Origin of the sequence: Nocardia camponoti (assembly GCF_014646135.1) — a bacterium.
GTDB lineage: Bacteria > Actinomycetota > Actinomycetes > Mycobacteriales > Mycobacteriaceae > Nocardia > Nocardia camponoti.
On the sequence record NZ_BMMW01000006.1, the window covers coordinates 125,571 to 145,544 of the forward strand.

Genomic DNA, 19,974 nt, shown 5'->3' on the forward strand with positions numbered 1-19,974 from the left:
GCCGAGCGCGACGCCCCCGCATGACGGTAGATTCTGCGACCATGACGCAGCCCGCATCAGCCGTGCACATTCACCCACCCAAGGTCGAGCTTTTCGACACCGCGGCGATGACCAACACCGACCCCAAGGGGTTCGTGCGCGAAGTCGAGGTGTATCGGGAAGAGCCGTGGGGGCTGTACATGGGCCGCCATTCCGACCATCCCCACTTCCACTACATCGAGTCGTGGCTGCTGCCCGACCTGTCGTTGCGGGCGTCGAAGCTCTACTTCAACCCCGGCGTCGAGCGGCTGCAAGACATCTACATCGACATCGGTACCTTCACTCGCGAAACGCCAACGCTGTGGCGCGCGGTCGATCATTACCTTGACGTGCTCGAACGCACCGGCCGTGATGTGCGGCTTATCGATATCGACGAGCTGCTCGTCGCGCACTCAACCGGCTTGCTCGACGCCACCGAAGTACAGGCGGCCATCGAAACAGCGACGAACGCCATCGATGGCATCGCGGCGAACGGCTACTCCATCGACGCGTGGCTCGCGTCCAAAAACATGACGCTGACCTGGCGATAAACGACAAACGACCGCCTAGCCGAAGCGGCTAGACGGCCGGATGAAGGCCTAAGCCGTTATGCCGAACCCGAAAGCAGCCCGCCGAGGCCGCCGCCGCACCCCGCGCTGCCGGTGGCAGCCGCTTCGCCGACGGTGACGTTGATCGAGTCTCCGATCAGCAGCTGACGCGCTTCCAGCTTGTGCGAGCCCGCGGTGGTCGGCTTCCACGTAATCGAGACGGTGCCCGACAGCAGCGACGGCGAAACCGGGCTGCCCGGGATGTCGACGCCGTTGTCGGTGAACTTCACCGAGGTCAGGCGGTCGACCTCGACCGACGCGGTGAGCTTGTAGGAGCAGCCAACCTTGTGGTCGCTACCGGCGACATTGAGGTTGCCAACCCAAGCCGACGCCTGCGGGGCCGCGAGCACCAAGCTCACCGCGACCGCGCCAACGGTGCCAACACCAAAACCAGCCCGGCCAAACGTACGCAGATTCATTGCCATTCGCGCTATAACTTCCCTGTGATCGAGTCACCTGGTCGTGACTCGCCACAATGTACCCAGGTCAGGCCATCGCGCAGGCGGTAATGAAACATTCATGTTTAACAGAATGGTCTCGGGGTTACGCGCGCTGCGCAGCGGCCCATTCGGCGACGACCGGATACACCGCGTCGAACCAGGGTTCCTTCACCGCGGCGTAGGTGTCGGGGTCCTGACCCGTCGACGCCTCGGCCTCGGACTTGAGCGCCAGGTACTGGTTACGCGCGCTCTCGTCGGCACGCAACCAGTCGCGCATATCGAGGGCATAGCGCTGACCGGGCGAATCCTGAACGCGCACATGGATATTCGCGGGACGACCCGGGTCAGCGCTGACATGGAGTCGTTTGCGCCAGCGCGAGTAGTCGGCACCCGAGGGGTCGCCGGGGGTTGGCTTCGGACTGTCGTGCGTGACCGATGCGTCAAGCGGGAAACCCGCTGCGGCGAGCGCGGCGGACAGGGATTCGGCGGTGTCCATATCGGCGACGGTCACCTGAATATCGATGATGTTCTTCGCGGGGAGACCGGGCACCGCCGTCGACCCGATGTGGTCGATGCGCAGGGCCGACGCACCGCAGGCGACGTGCAGCCGAGCGATAATCCGTCGCGCCTGAGCTGGCCATTCCGGGTCGGCGAGGACAAGCCGATTCCTGCGCGGTGGGCGCACCCCTTCGCGCAGATTGCGTTCGAAGGGAACGAGTCGGTCGGTCCACAGCTGGCGGACCTGCTCCTCAACGACCTCGGGTGCACCGTTGTTGTCGAGCCACACGTCAGCGACCGCGTGCCGCTGCTCGTCGGTCGCTTGGGCGGCGATGCGCGCGCGGGCATCGGCTTCGTCAACGCCACGGTGTTCGATGAGCCGCTTCAGGCGAGTTTCGACGTCGGCACTCACCACGAGCACTAACTGCATCAGCGGCGCGAGGCCGTTCTCGACGAGCAGCGGAATGTCTTGCACCACAATCGCATTCGCGGGCGCGGCGGCGATCAGCTCGGCTGTGCGCGCCCCGACGAGCGGGTGGGTGATGGCGTTGAGTTTCGCGCGTTGAGCGTCGTCGGAAAAGGCGATAGCCGCGAGTTTCGGTCGATCGAGGCTGCCGTCGTCGGCGAGAATTCCGTCGCCGAACGCTTCGACGAGCGCGGCGAGTCCGGGCGTGCCCGGCGCGACCACCTCGCGGGCGATGGCATCCGAATCCACCAGCACCGCACCCTGTTCGACCAGGACTCGCGCCACCGTCGACTTACCCGCTCCCATGCCTCCGGTGAGGCCGATCCGCAACATGAGGCCCAGTCTCGCACCCCGCCCCGCCTGACACCTAGCGACGCACCCGTGACCGCGTCGTTGTCATTTCGCAATATTTCAGGCTAATCCACGGACACGCCAACATCCTTCCGACACGCGTGTGCACCGACCACAGCAAATCCGCTGTGGTCGGCGTCACGTGAAGTAACGTCGGCCGGGAATTATCCCGGCGGCGAGGCGAAGGATTCGACCATGAGCAAGACGCAGCGCACTACGGCTCGCCACCGCGTCGGCACGGCCGGTCTTGTCCATTGCCGCGAATTGCCCGGTGTCGCAGCGGTATTCGCCGCCCGTAGGCGATTCTGGTTCGCCACGTTGCTGCGCCCAGCTCGGCATAGTCTCACCACCATGCGCAAGCGACCGTCGATGGCGACGATCAGCTGGGCGCCCGCCCGTGCCACTTAACGCCGCTTAAACCCCGACCAATCCGCTTGGCGCACGCCGCGTTCCCGGCTGCTGCGTCGGCATCGAATTCGGCGGCACCGGATAGGGCGCGCCATTGCCGAGACTGCCCGCCGCGATATTGATGCCGCACTGTGCGATTGCCGCGTCGACCTTGGGTTGCGGGTCGCCAAGCACCGGTTTCGCGGCGTTCGGCGGGGCGGCGAAATCGAACGTCGACGTCATGTCGCCCGTGACGCCGCGTCGCCACTTCGTCAGGTTCGGCACGTCGACCCCAAACCGCGTTTCGAGCAGGCGCAACTGCGACGTGTGATCGAAGGTCTGCGAAGCGACGAGCCCGCCCCGGCTATACGGCGAAACCACAATCGCGGGAACGCGATACCCAAGCCCGATGGGTCCAGCGATGCCGCCGGCGGCAGGCACGGTGTTGAGCGGAACGGTCAGGTACTCCCCCGGCGTCCCTGGCGGCGCGACCGGCGGGCTGACGTGGTCGAAGAATCCGCCGTTCTCGTCGTAGGAAATGATCAGCGCGGTCTTTTCCCACACCGCCGGATTCGACGTGAGAATGTCGAGTAAACCGACGATGCCGAGTGCGCCGAAAGCCGCTGGGAGAGCGGGATGTTCGCAGTTGAACAGCGACGGGACAACCCACGACACCTTGGGCAGCGTGCCATTGGCGACGTCGGTTTGGAAGTCCTGCGGATACACCGGATCGATTCCGCGCCTTGCCAATTCGGAATTCGGGTCAGATGCCTGTTTGAAGCAGCCCATCATGCCGTCGAGCACCATCGATGACACCGGGCCAACGTCGCGGTTGGAGTAGATCTTCCAGCTCACGCCCGCTTCGGACAGGTTTTCCGGGTAGGTGCGCCAGCTGTAAACGTTTTTCGGGATGAGCGTGGGGGTTTCGACGAGTGGGCCGCCGTGGTGACCGTCGGGGTCGATGGTCGCGCTCATCCAGTAGAGCCGGTTCGGGTCGGTCGGCCCGATTACCGAGCAGTGGTAGTTGTCGCACAACGTGAACGCTTCGGCGAGCGTGGTGTGAATCGGAATGTCTTGCGGCAGGTAGTACCCCATCGCGGCGGGCGCGTTCGCCGGCCCAACTGAGGCGATCGACATCGGCATCCAGCCGTCATTGCGACCGCCGTTGAGCGCCTTGTGCATTCCGGGCCAGGAATGGTCGGGGTCGTTGATGCATTCGCCGTCGAGCGTCGCGCCAGCGGTGGTGTCGAGACGGAACGGTTCGACGAATCCGTCGGCGGTCGGGCCCACCCCCGGCGACCAACCCCACTGCTGCCACGAAGCCGATGCTTCGCCGAAACCCCTTACGCCAGAATAGGTTCCGAAGTAATGGTCGAAACTTCGGTTCTCCTGCATCAGCAAAACGAAGTGTTCGATGTCGCCGAGGCCGCCCATGCCCGCAGGGTCAGCGGCGAACGCGCGGTCGATGATCGGGTTGGCCCAGCTCGCCAGCGTGCCAACCGCGCCCGCCGCCATCGCCTTAGCCAAGAATTGCCGCCGGTTGAGACCGGCGAAAGGACCAGAACTCATTGCGGTATAGCACCTTTCCCGAGAGTGGGATGGAGCGATCGCCGCAGAGATTACCGCAGTGCGAAAAGGCCGAAGGCCCCGGTCTCAAGGAGACCAGGGCCTTCGGTTAACGCGTTACCTGAGATCAGGCGTTGCCGGAGAGCTTCTCCCGCAGAGCGGCGAGCTGCGCGTCGGACGCGAGCGAACCGCCAGCCGACTCGGCAGGGCCGGAGGTGGCCTGCGCGGCACCCGACTCCGAGGAGTAGTTGCCCGAAGCAGGGCCGCCAGCGGCAGCTTCGGCAGCGGCGTCGGCCGCCATCTTCTCCATCTGAGCGGTGTGCATCTTGTGGCGACGCTCGGCCTCGGCGTAGCGGCCTTCCCACTCTTCGCGGACCTTGTCCGAACCCTCAAGCCATTCGTTGGTCTCGGGATCGAAGCCCTCGGGGAAGATGTAGTTGCCCGCTTCGTCGTAGCTGTCGGCCATGCCGTACTTCGACGGGTCGAACTCGGCGTGGTAATCCTCGTTCGCCTGCTTCAGCGACAGCGAGATACGACGACGCTCGAGGTCGATGTCGATGACCTTGACCATCGCGTCGTCGCCAACGGCAACAACCTGGTCCGGGACCTCGACGTGGCGCTCGGCCAGCTCGGAGATGTGCACGAGGCCCTCGATGCCCTCTTCGACGCGAACGAACGCACCGAACGGAACGAGCTTGGTGACCTTACCGGGCACGATCTGACCGATCGCGTGGGTGCGGGCGAACTGACGCCACGGGTCTTCCTGGGTGGCCTTGAGCGACAGCGAAACGCGCTCGCGGTCGAGATCGACGTCGAGAACCTCGACGGTGACCTCGTTGCCAACCTCGACAACCTCGGACGGGTGGTCGATGTGCTTCCACGACAGCTCGGAGACGTGCACGAGGCCGTCGACGCCGCCAAGATCGACGAAGGCGCCGAAGTTGACGATGGAGGACACGACGCCCTTGCGGACCTGGCCCTTCTGGAGCTGGTGGAGGAACTCGCTGCGGACCTCGGACTGGGTCTGCTCAAGCCAGGCGCGACGCGACAGAACCACGTTGTTGCGGTTCTTGTCGAGCTCGATGATCTTGGCCTCGATCTCCTTGCCGACGTACGGCTGGAGGTCGCGAACACGACGCATCTCGACGAGCGAGGCGGGCAGGAAGCCACGGAGGCCGATGTCGAGGATCAGGCCGCCCTTGACGACCTCGATGACGGTGCCCTTGACGGCCTCGTCCTTCTCCTTGAGCTCCTCGATCGTGCCCCACGCGCGCTCGTACTGCGCCCGCTTCTTCGACAGGATCAGGCGGCCTTCCTTGTCCTCCTTGGTGAGAACCAGGGCCTCGACCGCGTCGCCCACGGAAACGACCTCGTTGGGGTCGACGTCGTGCTTGATGGAGAGCTCGCGGGAGGGGATGACGCCTTCGGTCTTGTAACCGATGTCGAGCAGGACCTCGTCACGATCGACCTTGACGATGGTGCCTTCGACGATGTCACCATCGTTGAAGTACTTGATCGTCGCGTCGATTGCGGCCAGGAAATCCTCGGCGGAGCCAATGTCGTTGATGGCTACCTGCGGCGAGGTGACGGTGGTGGGCATATGTGGGTTTGCTCCGGACGGATTGTGGTCGGTTGCGGACATTGGAACTTTCGGTACGCTGCGTGATCACCGCGGCAAGGCGAACAAGGAATACGAGAAGTATCGCACGACAAGCCCAACTCGCTGCTGCACAAAACCCAGCACGGGCGCTTCGGAATCAGATACTGTGCACGTACCGAGGCACACACCACCATCGAAGACACTCGCGTGCATCACCCTACGCGACGTCGCGGGCACCGGGCAAACCACCCCCTCGCCGATGGCCGATACGCTACCTGCCGTGCCTGATTCTGATTCCGCTGATCGTCACGCCCAAGCTAACGCGCTGCTTGGCACCACCGGCCCGGCGCGCGGCAAGCTGGGTTCCGCCGATAGTGAGCGGGCCAATCGCCGGTGGTGGGACGCGGATGCTGACCAGTATCACCAGACCCACGCCGACTTTCTCGGTGTCGATTCGCCCGGCGGTGAGTTCGTGTGGTGTCCAGAGGGCTTGCACGAGGGCGATATGCACTTCCTCGGCGATGTTGTCGGGAAGCGGGTGTTGGAAATCGGGTGCGGGTCAGCGCCCTGTTCGCGCTGGTTAGCGGGTGCTGGCGCGCATCCGGTCGGGCTTGATATTTCGATGGGGATGCTCGCGCGTGGTGTCGCCGCGATGGACCGTGGTGGTCCTCGGGTGCCGCTTGTGCAGGCCGGGGCGGAGGCGTTGCCGTTCGCCGATGAGTCCTTTGACCTTGCCTGTTCGGCGTTTGGTGGGGTGCCGTTTGTCGCTGACTCGGCGTTGGTGATGCGTGAGGTGGCGCGGGTGTTGAAGCCGGGTGGACGCTGGGTGTTCTCGGTGAACCACCCGATGCGCTGGATCTTCCTTGACGATCCGGGCGAGGCCGGACTGGTGGCGACGGTGTCGTATTTCGACCGCACTCCATATATAGAGGTCGACGCCGACGGGACGCCCACTTACGCGGAGCACCACCGCACGATTGGCGATCGGGTGCGCGAGATCGTGGCCGCGGGGCTCACGCTGGTCGACATTGTTGAACCGGATTGGCCCGAGTGGCTTGATCGCGAGTGGGGCCAGTGGTCGCCGCTGCGTGGGGAGATCTTCCCCGGCACCGCGATTTTCGTTGCGGAGAAGCGTTAGATCCCTCGTACGAACGGGGGCAAGGTCGCGAAGCCTGGGTCGACGCGCACGTGCGGGACGGTGTCGGCGATCCAGCGGCGGGCGCGGGTCAGCGGGTGGTCGGGGAACGCGTCGTCAAAGCGAATGTCGTCTGAGTACGCGTAGGGCAGGGCACCGCGTAAGCCCGGCGCGTACGGGTGTTCGGGGTACATCTCGTCGTCGACCACCTGCGCGCCAACCACCGCCTCGCGCACGCCGGGTGCGTCCGTTTCGGGGCAGAGGATTTGAAAAACCGCGCTACAGCGATCTTTTGGAACGACGATCGACGCGGCGAAGACAAGGCCACTTTGCGATCCCGGCAGCGGAGTTTTCTCGACCCTCAACAGTGCGGGCAGCGAGTCGACCCACACAACGAACGCTTCGATGAGGCAGCCGGTGCGCCCGTGATGATGAGCGAGCCTGCGCCGCAAGCGTTTTAGATCTTCGAGCGGCGCTGGCAGGTCGGGCACACCGTCGACATAGGTGAGCGCGACAACGTCGCGAGTAGCCGGATCGCCCCAGGTCGAGGCATCCAACTGCTGCATTCCTCGAATGTCGAACGAAATGGGCACTGTTCCAATTTACCGGTGGTGTGCGTTACCTGGGACACATAGATGATGCACCGAGGTTGTCGCGGGCAACAATCCACGCGAATCATGGTGCCCCGCAGGACTTTTCACTCGTCTGACGACCCCTTGCGCGGCGCGCGACCAACCTGGTCCAGTGCCATGCGTAGTGCGTATTCGATCTGCGAGTTCACGCTGCGCAGGTCGTCGGCGGCCCACTTCGCGATGGCTTCGTGGACCGCCGGGTCTAGGCGGACGAGAACCTTTTTCGGCTCCCTCTTTGGCGTGCTCACGCGTACAGCGAACCAGTGTTCACCACGGGCTGGACCGACCGGTCGCCGCACAACACGACGAGCAGGTTCGATACCATCGCCGCCTTGCGTTCCTCGTCGAGTTCGACGGTGCCCTGCTCAGCGAGCCGATCGAGAGCCAGCCCTACCATCCCAACGGCACCTTCGACGATCGTCGTGCGGGCCGCGACCACCTGGGCGGCCTGCTGACGCACGAGCATCACCTGGGCGATTTCCGGCGCGTACGCCAGGTGCGTGATGCGGGCTTCGATCACCTCAACGCCCGCGGTCTGGGTACGTTCGCGCAGTTCGTCGGTGAGTTCCTCGCCAATCGACGCACCGTCGCGCAAGCTGACCCGGCCCGGCTGGTGCGCGTCGTAGGGGTAGGTCGTCGCAAGGTGGCGGACGGCCGCTTCGGACTGCGTCTCGACGTATTCCTCGTAATCATCAACGGCGAAGGCGGCTTTGAAACTGTCGACCACCTTGTAAACAACGACGGCGGCGATGACGACCGGATTGCCGTCAGCATCGTTGACCTTGAGCTTCTGCGTTTCGAAGTTGCGCACGCGCAGCGAGATGGTCCTGCGCTGGCTAAGCGGCGCGACGGCAACAAACCCAGCCGTACTCACCGACCCGATGTAGCGACCGAAGAACGTGACGACCTTGGACTCGTTGGGATTGACGACGGTGAGCCCGCTCGCCGCGATGGTGGCGAGCACGATCACGACGATCGCCCCCGCCGCAACCGCGAAACTGCCGCTGACCCCCGCATGCTTGGTTGCGTCAATGAACGCGAGCACGGCGATCGTGCCAAACCCGAGCGTGACGAGCAACCACACCCCCACCACGATGAACCCGTTGACCCGGACCGCTTGCCGCAGCTCCATGACATCCTCCCGATATCTGAGTGATATCACGACGATAGCGCGAATGAGGCGCCCCAGCAAGGAGTTAGCGGACCGGCAGCACCGCGCGCAGCACGAAGTAAATCGGCACCGCGACGGGCGACAACAGGATCGTGCCAACCAATAGCGGCCCCATCAGCAGCGGAGAAAAGCCGCGCTCGCGACTGTCGAGGTAAATCCAGCGCCCGATGAACAAATCCCACGCGATGATCTGCGCCCACAACGCGGTAAGCACGGCGGGATCTTCGATCGACGTTGTCAGCGCGGCGAGCGTCGGCGCGGTGACCAGCGACCAGATCGCACCCAACACCGGCACCGCGACCACCGCCCACACCGCAAGCGGCGCGAGCACAACCAGCGGGGAGCCGATGACCGTGCGCGTCCACCGCCATGTCGGCGCGAAGATCATGAGCGCCCAGAACGGGATCGTGACGTAAAACGCGAGGTCAAACAGCGTGCTCATGCGAGAACTTCCTGACGAGTAGCGAAGGCGCTCGCGATCGAGGCGAGCGCGCCAAGGACAACGACAACGCCGATCGCGGCCGCGGCCGTCAGCGTCGATTGGTCGGGGTGCATCAGCGGCTGACCGCGCAACGCCTGCCAGGTGACGAGCGCGACGACGGCCGCATAGCCGACCGCGAACGTCACGACGAGCCCGAATCGAACCGAATGCACCCGCAAGAGCGGCACCCGCGCGGCAAGTACCACCAGCAGCGCCGCGAAGAGCGGCAAAAACTGCAGCGCGTGCATCCCAACGAAGTGCGGAATCCGCAGGTCACCGGCCGTTGTACTCCACCCCGTCAGCGGCATGCCCGGAGTACCGTCGGGCGCGCCGACGGTATGGGCGCCAGCGATGCCCTCGACGCCAGATTCGCGACCGGGCATGAGGTTCCCCAGCCCAAGCCCAACGAGCGTGATCGCGAGACCAAGGCGAATCGACCAGGTCGTCGCGGCATCGCCGATCCGCGCGAACGAAAGGACAACGGCCACAACGAAAGTCGCGAGAAACAGCACGACGATGGTGAGCCCCATCGTCACCCACATCACGCTGTTGAAGGTTGTGGTCGTGTTGAAGTGGCTGCGCACGCCGCGTGCGACCTGACCAAAGATGATCACCTGTTCAATCGCGCCCGCGACGACGATGACCGTCGCCATCACGTTCATCAGACGAGAAGCGGTGGGCCGCAAGCTCATTAGCCACGCGAGCGCGACGCTATACAACACGAAGGACAGGGCGAATTTGGCTGGCTTGAACCAGGCGGTCGAGCCAGCGATCACCCTGTCGTCGAGGACAACACCGACGAGGGCGACAACGAAAAGCACCGCGTTGACGCCAGCGAAGTACAGCAGCGGGCGGTGCAGGGGAAGGTTTCGGACTGGCATGACGTGCCTCCACGGTGATAGATAGTGCCACTATCCGTTATAGATAGTTAGACTATCCACTCACGACACAACAGGCAAGAGGGTTAAGCGAAAAGAAAGGTCGCAGTGCGTATTTCAGAACTGAGCGAACGCAGCGGCGTCGCCGTCGCGACGATCAAGTACTACCTGCGTGAGGGATTGCTCAAGGCGGGCGAGCGCACGAGCCCCAACCAGGCGAGTTACGGCGACGAGCACCTGCGCCGACTGCGGCTGGTGCGCGCGCTCATCGAGGTTGGCGGCTTGCCGATCGCGACCGTCCGTGACGTCCTCGCCGCCGTCGACACGCCGGATCTCGCGTTGTTTAGCCTGCTTGGCATCGTGCAGGGCGCGATGTCGACACCCCCGCCCGACGCGCCCGAAGCAGAATGGGAGCGCGCGCACAGCAAGGTGCTCGCCGAATTCGCACGTCGTAACTGGGAAACCAAACCGAGCGAGGAAGCGATCAACACGCTCACGTCGGTCATCGTGCGGCTAGCGCAACTCGGCTACACCGACTGGGCCGAAACGACGATGCCCGCCTATTTCGACGGCGCGCGCACGATCGCCGAAGCCGATGTCACCGATGCGCTCGGTGCTGGGAATCGCGACGGCATCGTCGACGCCGTCGTTGTGCTCACCCTGCTGGGCGATACGGCGATGTCCGCGATTCGCCGCATCGCCCACGCACAGGTGACTCTCGAACGGATGTCACGCTCAGAGCAAGCGTGACAGGAAGGCCTTGGTCCGCTCTTCCTTCGGGTTGCTCAGCACGTCGCGCGGCGGGCCGGATTCGACGACAACTCCCCCGTCCATGAAAACGAGTTCGTCGGCGACCTCACGGGCGAAGCCCATTTCGTGGGTCACCACGATCATCGTCATGCCGTCGTTGGCCAGCTCGCGCATGACCGTGAGCACCTCGCCTACCAACTCCGGGTCGAGCGCCGAAGTCGGCTCGTCGAAGAGCATCAGTTTCGGGTCCATCGCGAGAGCGCGTGCGATCGCGACACGCTGCTGCTGACCGCCCGACAGTTGCGCGGGGTAGGCGTTGCGCTTCGCACCCAAACCGACGCGATCGAGCAGTTCTTCCGCCCGCTTCACCGCATCGGCTTTGCGGATACCGCGCACCTGCGTTGGCGCTTCGATCACGTTCTCCAACACCGTGCGGTGCGGAAACAGGTTGAAGTGCTGGAACACCATGCCGATATCGCGACGCTGACGCGCGGCTTCCTTCGGGTGCAGCTCGTAGAGCTTGCCGTTGCGTTCGCGGTAGCCGACGAGGTCGCCGTCGACGTACAGGCGACCGGCGTTGACCTGTTCGAGGTGGTTGATGCACCGCAGGAACGTCGACTTGCCCGAGCCCGACGGCCCGACCAGGCACAACACCTTGCCGTGCTCAACCTCAAGCGAAACGCCCTTGAGCACTTCGAGCGCGCCGAAGTTCTTGTGCACGCGGTCAGCGCGCACCATCGGAGCCTTCACTGCTTCGGTCATTTCGCCTTCACCGCCGCCTGCGCCGTTGCCAATTCGGCAAGTTGCTTGCCGGTGAGCTGCCTACTGAGTCCGCGCGAGTAGTACCGCTCGAGGTAGTACTGGCCAACCATCAACACGCTGGTGATCGCCAAATACCAAGTGGCACACACCAAGAGCAGCGGGACGGGTTGGAAGTTCACGCCGTAGATATCGCGCGCGCGACCAAACAGGTCGGTACTGAGCGGAATCGCGGTAACCAGCGACGTGGTTTTCAGCATGCCGATCAGCTCGTTGCCGGTCGGCGGAATGATCACGCGCATCGCCTGCGGCAACACCGTGCGACGCATGGTCTGCGACCACGACATGCCAAGCGCGGTCGACGCCTCGCGCTGACCTTCGCCAACGGAGTTGATGCCGGCACGCACGATCTCGGCCATGTACGCGGCCTCGTTCAAGCCAAGACCGAGCACCGCGAACAGGAACGCCGCCTGCAAATGCTGAACGTCGATGTGGAAGAACTGCGGGCCGATCACCGGCACGCCGACATCAATCACCCGATACAGCGAAGGCACCAAACCCCAGAACACCAACTGCACGTACACCGGGGTGCCACGGAAGATCCACAGGTAGACCCACGCCGTAGTACGCAGCACCGGATTGGGCGACAACCGCATCACCGCGAGCACGGTGCCCAGCGCGACCGCGAGTGCCATCGAAAGCACGGTCAGCTCGATTGTCACCAACGCACCAGAGGTGATGCGCTTGTCAAACAGGTACTTGGCGTAAGTGTCCCAGTGATAAGCCGGGTTGGTTGCCGCGCCGTAAATGAACAGCGCGACAAGGATCAAGATGATCGCTGCCGAAATCCAGCGGCCCGGCCTGCGCAGCGGGACCGCTTTGATCGCTTCGGGAGCAGAAGATGTCGACGTGTCGGTAGTGCTCACGTCAGCTCACTGCGCCATTGATCACCGAGGTCTTAATCTGACCTTCCTGAACACCCCAGTTCTGGGTGATCTGGGCGTACTTGCCGTTGTCGATCAGCGACTGCAGCGCCTTCTGCAACGACGCCGCGAGTGGCGAACCCTTCGCGACGGCCCAGCCGTAGGGTGCCGAATCGAAAAGCGGACCGGCGGACTCGATCTTGCCGCCGCTCTGCTTGATCGCGTAGGCGGTGACGGGCGAGTCGGCCGACATCGCGTCGACCTGGCCGAGCATCAGCGCGTTAGCGGCGGCGCTCTGCTCGTCGAACTGCTTCATGTCGATCGGCGGCTTGCCTTCGGCGACGCACTTGGCGCTCTTGGCCGGGATCTCGTCGGTCTGCTCAACGGTGGTCGACTGGACGGCCACCTTCTTGCCACACGCGTTGTTGGGATCGACGGGCTTGCCGCTCTGCTGCGCCCACTGGATGCCCGCGTTGAAGTAGGTCGTGAAGTCGACCTGCTTCTCGCGTTCCTTGGAGTCGGTGATCGACGACATGCCAAGGTCGTAGGTGTTGGCCTGCACCGCGGGAATGATCTTCTCGAACGCCGACTCGACGTAGTCGACCTTGAGGCCGAGCGTGCCCGCGACAGCATTGAGCAGGTCGACATCGAAGCCGATGATCTTGCCGCTCGGGTCCTTGTACTCATTGGGCTGGTAAGGCACGTTCACGCCAACGGTGAGCTTGCCAGCCTGCTTGATCTTGTCGGGCACTGTCGCCGCGAGCGCGTCGACCTTTTCCACCGACACTGTCGGTACGGCGGTGGTGTCGCCTTCGGTGTTCTCCGCGCAGCCGCTCAGGACGAGCGCACCACCGGCAGCACAACATAGCAACCGCACAGCACCACGGCCGAAAACCGTTCGAACAGACAAAAGAGCCTCCACATTTCACCTCATCGCCGGCCACGTGTCAGCGCTTGTTCGCAATGTATGCGAACCGGGCGCAGCGCGCGATGACAGTAACCGATTATTAATCGAGGAAAGTGAAAGGGGTAGCTTTACCTTCGATGTACCCGTGCGCGAACCTGTTCGGTGAATTCGCTGGTAGAGGCTAAACCGCCCAGGTCAGCGGTCGCGATTCCGGCGGCGAAAGTACCTGATACGGCCCGCGTGATGCGTTCGGCCGCGTTAGCGAGAATCGGGTCACCATCGCGAACAGCCAACCAGCGCAACAACATTGCCGCCGAGAGTTGCAGCGCGGCGGGGTTAGCGCGATTGTGGCCAGCCAACGTGGGCGCGGCCCCGTGAACCGCCTGTGCCATCGCTTTGGTATCCGAGCAGTTCAGCGAGGGCGCGATGCCAAGCGAGCCACTCAATTCGCCCGCCAAATCCGAGAGAATGTCGCCGAAAAGGTTCTCGGTGACGATCACATCGAAGTCGGCGGGCGAACGAACAAGGTGCGCGGCCATCGCATCGACGTGTTCATCGGCTACCCGCACGTCGGGATAGTGTTGGGCAACTTCGTAGCACACATCACGAAAAAGGCCGGTTGTCATCGGCAACACATTCGCCTTGTGCACGATCGTCACGTGCTTGCCGCGCGTGCTCGCCATCCGCATCGCCTGATGCGCGATCCGCTCAGTCGCCGCGCGGGTGATCACCGCGACGGCCATCGCGACGTCTTCGGTCGGCCGGAATTCGCCCGATCCGGCGAACATATTCCGGTCGGCGTAAAAGCCCTCGCTGTTCTCGCGCACGATGACCACATCGATGTCGGGAGCCTTGGCGCGAACGCCAGCGAAGGCGGCGGCGGGGCGAATATTCGCATACAGACCAAGCCGTTTGCGGATCGCGCCGCCCGGCGCGACCCGCATTTCCGCAGGATACGATGCATTATCGTGTGGCCCGAGGATCCAGGCGTCGAGGTCTGCCAACGCGCCAAGTGTCTGCTCGGGCAGCGGGGTGCCGTACGCCTCGATCGCGTCGTGGCCCATGAGCAGCGGTACCCAGTCGACCGACGGTCCGCCCGCCGCCGCGATTGCCTCGTCGACCACCGCGCGCGTCGCCGCGACCACCTCCGGCCCAATGCCGTCGCCGTCGATGACACCCAAGCGCAAAGTCGCATTCACTCCCACATCGTTGCCTGTGTGGCACAACACAGCAAATATCGCGCGATCACGTCGCGGTGAGTGAGCGCCAACACGATACGCCGCCATCGTGTTGTTCCCGATTTATCGGGTTCTAGCTGGGGATTTGCCCGATTGGGTGCGTAAGGAGGGTGGCAACATATCCGCGCTGGTGGAAGATAGAGAGATGCCGTGGTGTTAGGACCTGTTAGCAAGCCCCCGCAAGCCCCGCCAGCCACTGTGCATGCCACGGATACCGACAAGGAGAGGACGTCATGGCCACCCAGACGCTGACCCAGCAGAACTTTGACGAGGTAGTCACCGGAAACGACGTGGTACTCGTCGATTTCTGGGCTTCGTGGTGCGGTCCGTGCCGCAGCTTCGCCCCTACTTTCGAAGCATCATCGGACGCTCACCCCGACATCGTGTACGGCAAGGTCGACACCGAGGCTGAACAGGGTCTCGCTGCCGCCGCCAACATTCGCTCCATCCCCACGCTGATGGCGTTCCGCGAGGGCGTGCTCGTTTTCGCGCAGCCGGGCGCGCTGCCGCCAGCCGCGCTGGAAGACCTCGTCACCCAGGTGCAGGGTCTCGACATGGACGAGGTGCGTAAGCAGATCGCCGAGCAGGGTGCCGCCGCGCCCGCTGCCGAATAGTCCGCATCGGCCACACGTCACTGAAACGTCAATGGCCCGTTCACCTTTCGTGAACGGGCCATTCGTTTTTGCCTAGTTAGTCCGCGAGCAGGTTGACGCCCGCGATCATGGCGCGGATCGTCGACTCAGCGCTAGTAGGCGCGATCGCCGCTGCCCAGTCGCGACGGCCATTGAATTCGCATTCGACGAAGGTCGCGATACCGGCGTCGGTAGGACGCTGGTGGAACTGCAGGAGCTCGAGGGGGTAACCCTCGTCGTAGAGCGCCGATGTCATCGCGGCGACAGGGCTGCCTGCCGAGAGCACGGTGCGCAGGTGGTTGGGGAGTTCCAACGTCGCGGTGAAGTCGGCACCCGATGAGGTCCACTCGCCAAGGGCGATGGGGCCGCCACGGTGGGCGTAGCGATCGAGGAATTCGGTCGAGGTGAGGTCGGCGCGGGCACCCTTGGGCGCGGCGGCGAAGAGGGCATGGTCAGCAGTCAGCATGGTCATGGCGAATGGTCTTCCCGAAGATGGTCTTCGTTGGCAGGTGGGACCAGCAGAACAAAGAAAATCAGCCCGCAGCGAGGGGGCTGGTCCGAATCAGACCCCGCTACGGCGGGTTACTACGAGAAGAATCTGCCGCTTGGCCACCAGCGCGGTCTGCGCAGGGGCGATCGTCGCGAGGTCGCGGTCAGCGACTAGCAGCGCGGCGAGGCGATCGGCGGGATTCGGCACAACTCGACTGTAGGGCGATCGTCGTGAAATCGCAACCTCGTTTCTCAGTCGGAGTGTCTACTCACCGGTACGATTCCCGCAGTTCAGGGACCCTTCACCGGGTGCGCGACCGCGAGGTGAGTGCCCCGTCACGCGAGATGCCGGGCTGGTGCCCCCTTTGGGCACGAGGTCGGCCGAATTCGTCAGTGTGCCGCCGCGTCCCAGCTGCGGCCCGTGCCGACCGAAACATCAAGGGGCACCGACAAATCGATGGCTGACGCCATTCGTTCGCGCGCCAGCTTCTCCAAAATCTCGCGTTCGCCCTCAGCCACTTCGAAAACCAATTCGTCGTGAATCTGCAACAGCATGCGCGAGCGCAAGCCCGCCTCGCGGATCGCGTCGGCCACGTTGATCATCGCGACCTTGATGATGTCGGCCGCGGTGCCCTGGATCGGGGCGTTCAGTGCCATGCGTTCGGCGGCCTCACGGCGTTGGCGGTTGCTTGAGTCGAGGTCGGGGAGGTAGCGGCGACGGCCGAACAGGGTTTGCGTGTAGCCAACCTTGCGTGCCTCTTCGACCACGTCGCCCAGGTAGTCGCGGATGCCACCGAAGCGGTCGAAATAGGTGTCCATCTGCTGCTTAGCTTCCTCAGTGCTGATCTTCAGCTGCTGAGACAAGCCGTACGCGCTCAAGCCGTACGCCAAGCCATACGACATGGCCTTGATCCGGCGACGCATTTCCGCCGTGACCTCGCCAAGCGGGATATCGAACGCCTTCGACGCGACGAAGGTGTGCAGGTCCTCGCCGGAATTGAATGCCTCGATGAGCCCAGCGTCGCCGGAAAGGTGAGCCATGATGCGCATTTCGATCTGGCTGTAGTCGGCGGTCATCAGTTCGGTGAACCCAGGGCCGACGACGAACGTGTCGCGAATCTGGCGACCGGTGTCGGTGCGAATCGGAATGTTTTGCAGGTTCGGCTCGGTCGACGACAAACGCCCGGTTGCTGCGATGGTCTGGTTGAACGTGGTGTGCACGCGACCGTCGTCGGCAACAGACTTCAACAACCCGTCAACAGTGACCTTGAGGCGCGTCGCATCGCGATGGGAAAGCAGGTGCTCGAGGAACGGGTGTTGATTCTTCTCGTACAGGCCCTCAAGCGCGTCGGCGTCGGTGGTGTAACCGGTCTTGGTGCGCTTGGTCTTTGGCATGTCGAGCTCGTCGAACAACACGACCTGCAACTGCTTGGGCGAGCCGAGGTTGATCTGCTTGCCGATGACCTCGTAGGCCGAATTAGCCGCTTCCCCAACACGATCGGCGAAGGTGCGCTGCAACGCTTCCAACTGCTCCGTGTCGACGGCGATGCCAGCGGCTTCCAACTCCCCAAGCACGCCGAGCAGCGGCAGTTCCATCTCGGTAAGCAACGAGGTCGACTCGATTTTGGTGAGTTCTTCATCGAGCGCGTCGGCCAAATCGGCAACGGCACGCGCGCGCAGCATCTCCTCGCGCGCGGAATCCTCAGCGGCGGAGTCTTCATCGTCAAGCAACGACAGCTGCGTATCGGATTCGCCTGTCTCCACCCGCAATTCGCGCTTCAGATACCGCAGCGACAGATCGTCGAGGTTGAAGCTGCGTTGGCCTGGCCGCACCAAATACGCGGCGAGCGCGGTGTCGGTTGTAAGCCCCGCGAGCGTGAACCCACGGCCACGCAACGCATGCCCGGCCGACTTGGCCTCGTGGAGCGCCTTGAATACCGATTCGTCGGCCAACCAGGCGGCCAGCGCGGTCTCGTCCTCAGCAGAGAGTCCGGCGAGGTCGATATACGCGCCTTCACCGTCGGCACAGGCGAGCGCGAGCGCGCGGGCGTCGCCACCAACCGGGGTACCGGTGCCGACAATCGAAAGACCGTGGCGCTGACCAGCTTTGGCGTGCTCGGCGAGCCACTCCCCTACCGTGCCCGGCTCAAGCACCACACCGCTGAGGTCGAATCCGCCCTCAGCTTCCGGTTCGGCGGAAACAAGCGACTCAAACAAGCGGTCGCGCAGCACGCGGAACTCAAGGTCGTCGAAAAGCTGGTGAATCTTGTCGCGATCCCACGGCGCTTTCGCGAGCTGATCGGGCGTGTAGGGCAGCGGAACGTCGCGCACCATCTCGGTGAGGCGGCGGTTCATGATCACCGTTGACAGGTTCTCGCGCAGCGCGTCGGCACCACGGCCCTTGACGGTGTCGACCTGGTCGACCAACGCGTCGAGCGTGCCGTACTGCTGAATCCAGCGCTGCGCCGTCTTCTCGCCAACGCCTGGGATGCCGGGCAGGTTGTCGCTGGCGTCGCCACGCAGCGCCGCGTAATCGGGGTATTGGGCGGGCGTGAGGCCGTACTTCGCCTCCACCGATTCGGGAGTAAAGCGCGTGAGTTCGGAAACGCCCTTGACCGGGTACAACACGGTGACATCGGGCGTGACGAGCTGGATCGAGTCGCGGTCGCCGGTGACGACAAGCACCCGGTACCCCTGAGCGACGGCGTTGGTGGTCATCGTCGCGATCACATCGTCGGCCTCGTAGCCATCGATAGCCATGACCGGGATGCCCATCGCGCCGAGCACATCCTTGGTGACATCAACCTGACCGCGAAACTCATCGGGCGTGGCACTGCGATTGGCCTTGTACTCGGGATACATCTCCGAGCGGAAGGTCTTGCGTGACACGTCGAAGGCGGCGGCGACGTGCGTCGGCGCTTCGTCGCGCAGGATGTTGATGAGCATCGAGGTGAAGCCGTAGACAGCGTTGGTGGTTTGGCCGGTCGCGGTCTTAAAACTGTCGGCAGGGAGCGCGAAGAAGGCTCGATAGGCAAGCGAGTGCCCGTCAAGCAGCATCAGGGTTGGCCGCTCGACTGCGGGGGTTTGCGTGGCCGGGGCGCTCGTCGGTGAACTCACGTCGATGAGTCTAGGGAAGCCCACCGACAACTTTGCCTCCTGGCACGACAGAGCCCCCGGCATCGAGTCGAAACTCGACAACCGGGGGCTGCGTCAGCCGAATTAATCGGCGCCGAGATAGGCCGTCTTCACCGCGGGATCGGCCAACAGCTCACGGCCGCTGCCCGACTTGGTGATCTCGCCGGTCTCCAAGATGTAGCCGCGATCGCTACGCGTGAGCGCCTGCTGGGCGTTCTGCTCGACAAGCAGCACGGTTGTGCCCTGCCGGTTGATCTCGGAGATGATCATGAAGATCTGCTGAATCACCATGGGCGCCAAGCCCATTGACGGTTCATCGAGCAGCAGCAGCTTCGGTCGGGCCATCAACGCGCGACCGATCGCGAGCATCTGCTGTTCGCCACCCGACATCGTGCCGCCGACCTGTTTGCGACGCTCAGCCAAGCGCGGGAACAGTTCGAAGACCCAGTCGAGCGTCTTGGCATACTCGCTTTTGTCCTTGAATGGGCGGCCGTAGCAGCCCATATCCAGGTTCTCCATCACCGTCATGCCGGGGAAAACACCGCGACCTTCCGGTGCCTGAATCAGCCCACTCAGGACGCGTTCATGGGCCTTGACCGGCGTGATGTCCTCACCCTTGAAGAAAATCTTGCCCGAGGTGAGCGGCAACAATCCCGACAGCGCACGCATGGTCGTTGTCTTGCCAGCGCCGTTGGCCCCAAGCAGCGTGACGAGTTCGCCTTCGGAAACCGAAAGCGAGATCCCGTGCAACGCCTCGATGCGGCCGTAATGCACGACCATGTCGCGCACCTCAAGCAACGGCGTCTGCGGATCGGCGACGGGCTTGCCCGCCTCCTTCGACAGCTTCTCCGAGACGACAACCGGGTCGCGATTCACCGGCGGCGTCGCGCCTTCGGCCGACAACACCTCA

General features: G+C 63.8%; 22 protein-coding genes. 5 read left to right on the forward strand and 17 right to left on the reverse strand.

Annotated features, from left to right (window positions below; all coding sequences use genetic code 11):
* Positions 1–41 precede the first annotated feature (41 nt).
* The gene (locus IEX78_RS22540; protein WP_188831060.1) at positions 42–569 is read left to right on the forward strand and encodes a ribonuclease FAU-1 family protein; all 528 of its coding nucleotides are present in this window, start codon (positions 42–44) and stop codon (positions 567–569) included.
* 56 nt (positions 570–625) lie between these two features.
* Here IEX78_RS22540 and IEX78_RS22545 read toward each other — a convergent pair whose 3' ends face one another.
* A complete protein-coding gene (locus IEX78_RS22545; protein ID WP_229684246.1) occupies positions 626–1,045 on the reverse strand; it encodes a hypothetical protein in 420 nt (139 codons plus the stop codon).
* Positions 1,046–1,169: 124 nt separating this feature from the next.
* On the reverse strand, positions 1,170–2,363 hold the full coding sequence (coaE, locus tag IEX78_RS22550) for a dephospho-CoA kinase (RefSeq protein ID WP_188831062.1): 1,194 nt from the start codon (positions 2,361–2,363) through the stop codon (positions 1,170–1,172).
* 213 nt (positions 2,364–2,576) lie between these two features.
* Between coaE and IEX78_RS22555 the strand changes: the two genes are divergently transcribed.
* Positions 2,577–2,789, forward strand: a complete 213-nt coding sequence (locus IEX78_RS22555; protein ID WP_188831063.1) for a hypothetical protein — start codon at positions 2,577–2,579, stop codon at positions 2,787–2,789.
* 6 nt (positions 2,790–2,795) lie between these two features.
* On the opposite strand, the gene IEX78_RS22560 is transcribed toward IEX78_RS22555, so the two are convergent.
* Positions 2,796–4,337: a phospholipase C gene (locus IEX78_RS22560; RefSeq protein ID WP_188831064.1), complete on the reverse strand. Its 1,542-nt coding sequence runs from the start codon at positions 4,335–4,337 to the stop codon at positions 2,796–2,798.
* A gap of 124 nt (positions 4,338–4,461) precedes the next feature.
* The gene (gene rpsA / locus IEX78_RS22565; protein WP_188831065.1) at positions 4,462–5,934 is read right to left on the reverse strand and encodes a 30S ribosomal protein S1; all 1,473 of its coding nucleotides are present in this window, start codon (positions 5,932–5,934) and stop codon (positions 4,462–4,464) included.
* Positions 5,935–6,193: 259 nt separating this feature from the next.
* Here rpsA and IEX78_RS22570 point away from each other — a divergent pair, with 259 nt between their 5' ends.
* Positions 6,194–7,072, forward strand: a complete 879-nt coding sequence (locus IEX78_RS22570; protein WP_188831066.1) for a methyltransferase domain-containing protein — start codon at positions 6,194–6,196, stop codon at positions 7,070–7,072.
* Here IEX78_RS22570 and IEX78_RS22575 read toward each other — a convergent pair.
* From IEX78_RS22575 to IEX78_RS22595, 5 genes are all read right to left on the reverse strand, one after another.
* Positions 7,069–7,662, reverse strand: coding sequence for a hypothetical protein (locus IEX78_RS22575; RefSeq protein WP_229684250.1), 594 nt, complete (start codon positions 7,660–7,662; stop codon positions 7,069–7,071). The genes IEX78_RS22570 and IEX78_RS22575 overlap by 4 nt on opposite strands.
* A 104-nt stretch (positions 7,663–7,766) precedes the next feature.
* Complete coding sequence (locus tag IEX78_RS22580) at positions 7,767–7,949, reverse strand: type II toxin-antitoxin system antitoxin (RefSeq protein ID WP_188831067.1); 183 nt, start codon at positions 7,947–7,949, stop codon at positions 7,767–7,769.
* A complete protein-coding gene (locus IEX78_RS22585; protein WP_188831068.1) occupies positions 7,946–8,833 on the reverse strand; it encodes an SPFH domain-containing protein in 888 nt (295 codons plus the stop codon). The genes IEX78_RS22580 and IEX78_RS22585 overlap by 4 nt, the downstream gene beginning before the upstream one ends.
* Before the next feature lie 64 nt (positions 8,834–8,897).
* Positions 8,898–9,314 (reverse strand): ABA4-like family protein, encoded by a 417-nt coding sequence (locus tag IEX78_RS22590; RefSeq protein ID WP_188831069.1) that lies wholly within the window; start codon positions 9,312–9,314, stop codon positions 8,898–8,900.
* Positions 9,311–10,234, reverse strand: coding sequence for a hypothetical protein (locus IEX78_RS22595; RefSeq protein WP_188831070.1), 924 nt, complete (start codon positions 10,232–10,234; stop codon positions 9,311–9,313). Before IEX78_RS22595 ends, IEX78_RS22590 begins: the two co-directional genes overlap by 4 nt.
* Positions 10,235–10,339: 105 nt before the next feature.
* Here IEX78_RS22595 and IEX78_RS22600 point away from each other — a divergent pair, with 105 nt between their 5' ends.
* Entirely contained in the window at positions 10,340–10,981 is a 642-nt protein-coding gene (locus IEX78_RS22600) for a MerR family transcriptional regulator (RefSeq protein ID WP_188831071.1), read from the forward strand.
* Here the strand turns inward: IEX78_RS22600 and IEX78_RS22605 are convergent.
* The 4 genes from IEX78_RS22605 to IEX78_RS22620 form a co-directional block, all read right to left on the reverse strand.
* Entirely contained in the window at positions 10,967–11,719 is a 753-nt protein-coding gene (locus IEX78_RS22605) for an amino acid ABC transporter ATP-binding protein (RefSeq protein ID WP_188831137.1), read from the reverse strand. The two genes, IEX78_RS22600 and IEX78_RS22605, sit on opposite strands and share 15 nt — an antisense overlap.
* A 20-nt stretch (positions 11,720–11,739) precedes the next feature.
* The gene (locus IEX78_RS22610) at positions 11,740–12,666 is read right to left on the reverse strand and encodes an amino acid ABC transporter permease (RefSeq protein ID WP_188831072.1); all 927 of its coding nucleotides are present in this window, start codon (positions 12,664–12,666) and stop codon (positions 11,740–11,742) included.
* Position 12,667: 1 nt separating this feature from the next.
* Positions 12,668–13,573 (reverse strand): ABC transporter substrate-binding protein, encoded by a 906-nt coding sequence (locus IEX78_RS22615; protein ID WP_229684253.1) that lies wholly within the window; start codon positions 13,571–13,573, stop codon positions 12,668–12,670.
* A 125-nt stretch (positions 13,574–13,698) separates the two neighbouring features.
* Entirely contained in the window at positions 13,699–14,769 is a 1,071-nt protein-coding gene (locus IEX78_RS22620; protein WP_229684254.1) for an isocitrate/isopropylmalate dehydrogenase family protein, read from the reverse strand.
* A 272-nt stretch (positions 14,770–15,041) separates the two neighbouring features.
* On the opposite strand from IEX78_RS22620, the gene trxA reads away from it, so the two are divergent.
* Positions 15,042–15,422 (forward strand): thioredoxin, encoded by a 381-nt coding sequence (trxA, locus tag IEX78_RS22625; protein ID WP_188831074.1) that lies wholly within the window; start codon positions 15,042–15,044, stop codon positions 15,420–15,422.
* Positions 15,423–15,498: 76 nt separating this feature from the next.
* On the opposite strand, the gene IEX78_RS22630 is transcribed toward trxA, so the two are convergent.
* The 4 genes from IEX78_RS22630 to IEX78_RS24435 all read right to left on the reverse strand — a co-directional run bounded on the left by IEX78_RS22630 (position 15,499) and on the right by IEX78_RS24435 (position 19,844).
* Complete coding sequence (locus IEX78_RS22630; protein ID WP_188831075.1) at positions 15,499–15,912, reverse strand: 2-keto-3-deoxygluconate kinase; 414 nt, start codon at positions 15,910–15,912, stop codon at positions 15,499–15,501.
* Between the two features lie 90 nt (positions 15,913–16,002).
* Positions 16,003–16,137, reverse strand: coding sequence for a hypothetical protein (locus IEX78_RS24575; protein WP_268240926.1), 135 nt, complete (start codon positions 16,135–16,137; stop codon positions 16,003–16,005).
* A gap of 182 nt (positions 16,138–16,319) precedes the next feature.
* Complete coding sequence (polA, locus tag IEX78_RS22635) at positions 16,320–18,986, reverse strand: DNA polymerase I (protein WP_229684263.1); 2,667 nt, start codon at positions 18,984–18,986, stop codon at positions 16,320–16,322.
* Positions 18,987–19,148: 162 nt separating this feature from the next.
* Complete coding sequence (locus IEX78_RS24435) at positions 19,149–19,844, reverse strand: ABC transporter ATP-binding protein (protein WP_229684264.1); 696 nt, start codon at positions 19,842–19,844, stop codon at positions 19,149–19,151.
* Positions 19,845–19,974: the final 130 nt, after the last annotated feature.

Bases quoted from the DNA above. Each gene is read 5' to 3' on its own strand.
- IEX78_RS22540 (WP_188831060.1), top strand. From the start codon at position 42: ATGACGCAGCCCGCATCAGCCGTGCACATTCACCCACCCAAGGTCGAG.
- IEX78_RS22545 (WP_229684246.1), bottom strand. From the start codon at position 1,045: ATGAATCTGCGTACGTTTGGCCGGGCTGGTTTTGGTGTTGGCACCGTT.
- coaE (WP_188831062.1), bottom strand. From the start codon at position 2,363: ATGTTGCGGATCGGCCTCACCGGAGGCATGGGAGCGGGTAAGTCGACG.
- IEX78_RS22555 (WP_188831063.1), top strand. From the start codon at position 2,577: ATGAGCAAGACGCAGCGCACTACGGCTCGCCACCGCGTCGGCACGGCC.
- IEX78_RS22560 (WP_188831064.1), bottom strand. From the start codon at position 4,337: ATGAGTTCTGGTCCTTTCGCCGGTCTCAACCGGCGGCAATTCTTGGCT.
- rpsA (WP_188831065.1), bottom strand. From the start codon at position 5,934: ATGCCCACCACCGTCACCTCGCCGCAGGTAGCCATCAACGACATTGGC.
- IEX78_RS22570 (WP_188831066.1), top strand. From the start codon at position 6,194: ATGGCCGATACGCTACCTGCCGTGCCTGATTCTGATTCCGCTGATCGT.
- IEX78_RS22585 (WP_188831068.1), bottom strand. From the start codon at position 8,833: ATGGAGCTGCGGCAAGCGGTCCGGGTCAACGGGTTCATCGTGGTGGGG.
- IEX78_RS22590 (WP_188831069.1), bottom strand. From the start codon at position 9,314: ATGAGCACGCTGTTTGACCTCGCGTTTTACGTCACGATCCCGTTCTGG.
- IEX78_RS22595 (WP_188831070.1), bottom strand. From the start codon at position 10,234: ATGCCAGTCCGAAACCTTCCCCTGCACCGCCCGCTGCTGTACTTCGCT.
- IEX78_RS22605 (WP_188831137.1), bottom strand. From the start codon at position 11,719: ATGGTGCGCGCTGACCGCGTGCACAAGAACTTCGGCGCGCTCGAAGTG.
- trxA (WP_188831074.1), top strand. From the start codon at position 15,042: ATGGCCACCCAGACGCTGACCCAGCAGAACTTTGACGAGGTAGTCACC.
- IEX78_RS22630 (WP_188831075.1), bottom strand. From the start codon at position 15,912: ATGACCATGCTGACTGCTGACCATGCCCTCTTCGCCGCCGCGCCCAAG.
- polA (WP_229684263.1), bottom strand. From the start codon at position 18,986: ATGCTGCTTGACGGGCACTCGCTTGCCTATCGAGCCTTCTTCGCGCTC.
- IEX78_RS24435 (WP_229684264.1), bottom strand. From the start codon at position 19,844: ATGGTCGTGCATTACGGCCGCATCGAGGCGTTGCACGGGATCTCGCTT.